This is a genomic window from Aeromonas finlandensis, assembly GCF_000764645.1.
GTDB lineage: Bacteria > Pseudomonadota > Gammaproteobacteria > Enterobacterales > Aeromonadaceae > Aeromonas > Aeromonas finlandensis.
Genome location: NZ_JRGK01000318.1, coordinates 1 through 4,127 on the forward strand (window position 1 = coordinate 1; position 4,127 = coordinate 4,127).

General features: G+C 59.7%; 3 protein-coding genes and 1 riboswitch. Of the genes, 1 reads left to right on the forward strand and 2 read right to left on the reverse strand.

The genetic code is table 11. The features are described from left to right. The first annotated feature begins 71 nt into the window (after nt 1–71). A riboswitch (M-box (ykoK) riboswitch) is annotated at nt 72–241 on the forward strand. 122 nt (nt 242–363) lie between these two features. Further along, entirely contained in the window at nt 364–1,707 is a 1,344-nt protein-coding gene (gene mgtE / locus LD28_RS0119865) for a magnesium transporter (protein ID WP_033138636.1), read from the forward strand. Nucleotides 1,708–1,767: 60 nt separating this feature from the next. Here mgtE and ppx read toward each other — a convergent pair whose 3' ends face one another. After that, the gene (gene ppx, locus LD28_RS0119870) at nt 1,768–3,258 is read right to left on the reverse strand and encodes an exopolyphosphatase (protein ID WP_033138637.1); all 1,491 of its coding nucleotides are present in this window, start codon (nt 3,256–3,258) and stop codon (nt 1,768–1,770) included. Then, nucleotides 3,248–4,127 (reverse strand): RNA degradosome polyphosphate kinase (locus LD28_RS0119875; protein WP_033138638.1); only part of this gene is annotated, 880 nt, incomplete at its 5' end. The genes LD28_RS0119875 and ppx, both read right to left, overlap by 11 nt.

Below are 4,127 nucleotides of genomic sequence, written 5' to 3' on the forward strand. Positions count from 1 at the left end.
TGCGGGGTTGACCTCCCTGCGGTATTGGATAATCATGCCGCCCGCACAACAGAGGGTTGTGTGAATTATTTGCAGCATCTCGTTAGGCGAGGCTCCTGTATAAACACAGGCCACTGATCTCACGACGTCCAGAGACGCCCAAGATCAGGACAGTTTTCATCGGATTAAGGTGTAAACCCAAGTGGCTTCCGGCATGCCGGATACGTTATACAGTGCTAAAGCTGGTACGTGGGGATGATGACACGCCGAACGGCGTCATTTCCTGCCTATTACTCGTCAATCAAATTGCTGTTTTCTTATCGTTGCATCCGGCTATTTCCGGAGGCATTCAGGCTTGCCTGAAATCACATGAGGATATCTGTGATGAAGAAAACACATACCATTCTTAACCGTCACCAACTGCTCGATCTGGCCGCCCTGCAGGGTTGGCTGGAACATAATCTGGATCCGGTTCAGCGCGCCGATCAACTGCTGACTCTGCGTCCGGAAGAGCTCAACTGCATCTTTGACACCCTGCCAATCCCGCAAGGGGCTGAACTGCTTGGCTCGCTCTCGGCCGAAAGTGCCGGGCGCCTGTTGCAACGGCTGCATGGCAGCATCGTCAGCGTGTTGCAGGAGGCCATTCCCCGTCGCGAGATGGTGGCCATCCTGCGTAAACTGGGCCGCCAGGATCGCACCATGTTGCTGGCCCGCTTCCCGACCCAGGCGCAGGCCATGTACTACTCCCTGCTGGATTGGCCCACCGAGTCGGTCGGTGCCAACATGCGCCACGAATATCTGGCGGTGCGGGAGGAGGACACAGTCGGTCACGCCAAACAGCTGATCCACGATGCCTGGGACAATGCCCAGCTGTTTCGCCATATCTATGTGGTCAACGGGGATGGCCGTCTGCAAGGGAGCCTCTCTCTCAAGACCTTGCTGATTGCCGACCCGCTGGCCAGCGTGGCAAGCCTGATGGATCGGGAGACGGTGCGGATCAACGCCCGGGCGGATCAGGAGCTGGCAGCGCGCCTGCTGATCGACCGCGACCTCTCGGTCCTGCCGGTCGAGGATCAGGGGCGACTGGTCGGTATTTTCCACGTTGATGATGCAGCCGATATCCTGGAGCTCGAATCCACCGAGGATGCCGAGATGCAGGGGGGCTCATCGCCGCTCGATACCCCTTACTTGCAGGCGACGCCCTGGCAGCTGTGGCGCAAACGGGTGGGCTGGCTGCTTATCCTGTTTGTGGCGGAAGCCTACACCGGCACCGTGCTGCGGGCCTTTGAGGAGCAGTTGGAAGCAGCCATCGCGCTGGCCTTCTTTATCCCCCTGCTGATCGGTACCGGCGGTAACAGCGGCACCCAGATCACCACCACCATAGTACGTGCCATGGCGGTCGGGGAGGTGAGTCTGCGCAATCTCGGCACCGTGCTGAAAAAGGAGCTCTCCACCGGTCTGCTCATCTCGGGGGCCATTGCCATGGCGGCCTGGGTGCGGGCATGGAGTCTTGGGGTCGGTCCCCAGATTGGCATGGTGGTGACCTTTACCATCATCGCCATCGTGCTCTGGAGTGCCACGGTCGCGTCCATTATTCCCATGGTGCTGCGTCGTTTTCGCATCGATCCGGCGGTGGTCTCTGCGCCCTTCATCGCGACACTGGTGGATGGTACCGGCCTTATCATCTACTTCGAGATGGCCAAGTGGCTGCTGCCCGAGTTGCAGTAACCGGGAGATTGATATGCAAAAGGCAGCCATTGGGCTGCCTTTTGCATTTATCTTTCCTGTTTAGCCGAGCTGGAACAACAGTGGCCAGCCCTGCTCCTGGCAATAACGATGCTCCTTCTCCAGATTCTGCATCAGGAGACGGTTCTCCTCGCACCAGTCGATCGGCAGGGTCACTACCAGCTGATCGCCTTCCACTGCGACTTTCCACTCCGGCAGCAGGTTGTCCTGGCGCTTGTGGTGAGCGGCGACTGCGAGGCGCAAAATGCGGATGCAGCGCAGCACCGTTTGCAGGTCGTGGTTGGGCAGGGGCGGCAGTTCGGAGAGCTTGAGCCCCTTGCGCTGAAAGCGCACCAGCGCTGCCAGCAGCGCCTGATCGTCCTGGTTGAAGCCGGGCAGATCGGTGTGTTGCAGGATATAGGCGGAGTGGCGATGAATGCCGCTGTAGTTGATGGCAAGACCGATCTCGTGCAGCCGCGCCGCCCAGCCGAGGATGGCGCGATAGGGCTCTATCTCCATCTGCCAGGGCGCTTGCAAAGCATCAAACAGGGTCAGCACACTCTGCTCTACCCGGGCGGCTTGTTTGCGGTCCATCCGGTAGTGGGTGCCAAGGGCCTGCGCGGTGCGCTCGCGAATATCGTGGTGCTGCAAGCGCTCCTCAAATTCGTAGAGCAGCCCTTCGCGCAGAGCGCCATCGGAGTAGTCGAGTCGTTCGATGGGCAGCGAGGTAAACAGCCCGAGCAGGATGGCGACCGCAGCGGCAAACACCTCCTGACGCTCCTCGGTGAGCCCGGCCAGCTTGAGGTTATCGACCCGCTTGCGCTCAATCATCAGCGCCTTGAGCCGCTCCAGCCCCTCCAAGGTAATGCAGCCGTCAGTCAGCCCTTCACCCTGCAGCACGTCGCGCACCGTACGAATGGAGCCGGAGCTGCCAAGGCAGCTTTGCCAGCCCAGCTTGCGATACTGGTTGATGATGGGGGCGAGCTGGTGTTGCGCTTCCAGCACGGCATTGCTGAAGTGCTTGTCGCTCAGCTTACCGCTGGCAAAGAAGCTCTGGGTGAAGCTGACGCAACCCATTTTGCGGCTGGTGAGGGCCTTGTGATCAAACCCCTCGCCGATGATGAGCTCGGTGCTGCCACCACCGATATCCACCACCAGCACCTGACCTTCGATGTGCTGGGTATGGGCGACCCCCTGATAGATGAGCCGTGCTTCTTCCTGCCCACTGATGATCTCGATGGGGTGGTTGAGCACCTTGGCTGCTTCGCTCACGAACTCGCGCGCGTTGCTGGCACGGCGCAGGGTATAGGTACCGGCAATACGAATTTGATCCGGTTTGATATTGGTGAGCCGCTCGGCAAACAGCGACAGGCAGGCGAGGCCGCGCTCCATCGCCTCCGGGCTCATCCGCTTCTGCTCATCCATCCCCTCGGCCAGACGCACCCGCTCCTTGATGCGATCGACGATGCGAAAACGCCCTTCGCTCAGATGGGCGATCACCATGTGAAAACTGTTGGAGCCGAGATCGACGGCGGCGTAGAGGCTATTGTCCATTGTTTGACTCGATACGTTTGAGATAGTCGTAAATCGCCACCTGAGAGCGGATCTTGCGGCGGTTGCCCCGCTTCACATACTCGTTCTGCTGGTCGGCATCGATGACCCGCGCCTTGCAGGTATCACTCAGTTGTAGCTCGAGAATGTCCATGATGCGCTGCTTGAGGCGCTCATCATAAATGGGGGTGCCCACCTCGATCCGGCCGTCGATATTGCGGCTCATCCAGTCGGCGCTGGAGATATAGAGCTGGGAGTTGCCCTTGTTGTGGAACACCATCACCCGCGGGTGCTCGAGGAAGCGGTCGATGATGCTGATCACCTTGATGTTGTCACTGAGACCCGGTACCCCCGGACGCAGGGCGCACATGCCACGGATGATCATCTGGATCGGCACCCCCGCCTGACCGGCGGCATAGAGGCGGTTGATGAGATCCTTGTCCACCAGATTGTTGATCTTGAGGATGATGCCGCTTGGCTGGCCCGCCTTGGCGTTGGAGAGCTCGTTGTCGATGAGGCGATAGAGCTGACGGCGGCTGTTGATGGGAGAGACCAGCAGGTGGTTGAACTTGTAGCGCCGATAGGGATATTCGATGTATTCAAATACCCCCTCCACTTCGGCAGTGATATCCGGATTGCGGGTCAGCAGCGAGAAGTCGGTGTAGATCTTGGCGGTCTTCTCGTTGAAGTTGCCGGTGCCAATATGGGCGTAGCGCACCGCCTCGCCATTTTCGTGGCGGGTGATGAGGCAGAGCTTGGAGTGGATCTTGAGGCTCGGCACCCCGAACACCACCTTGACCCCGGCATCGGTGAGAATGTTGGCCCAGTCGATGTTGGCCGCTTCGTCGAAACGGGCGCGCAGCTCGACCACC

Coding starts and splice junctions, on each gene's coding strand:
- mgtE (WP_033138636.1), top strand. CDS start 364: ATGAAGAAAACACATACCATTCTTAACCGTCACCAACTGCTCGATCTG.
- ppx (WP_033138637.1), bottom strand. CDS start 3,258: ATGGACAATAGCCTCTACGCCGCCGTCGATCTCGGCTCCAACAGTTTT.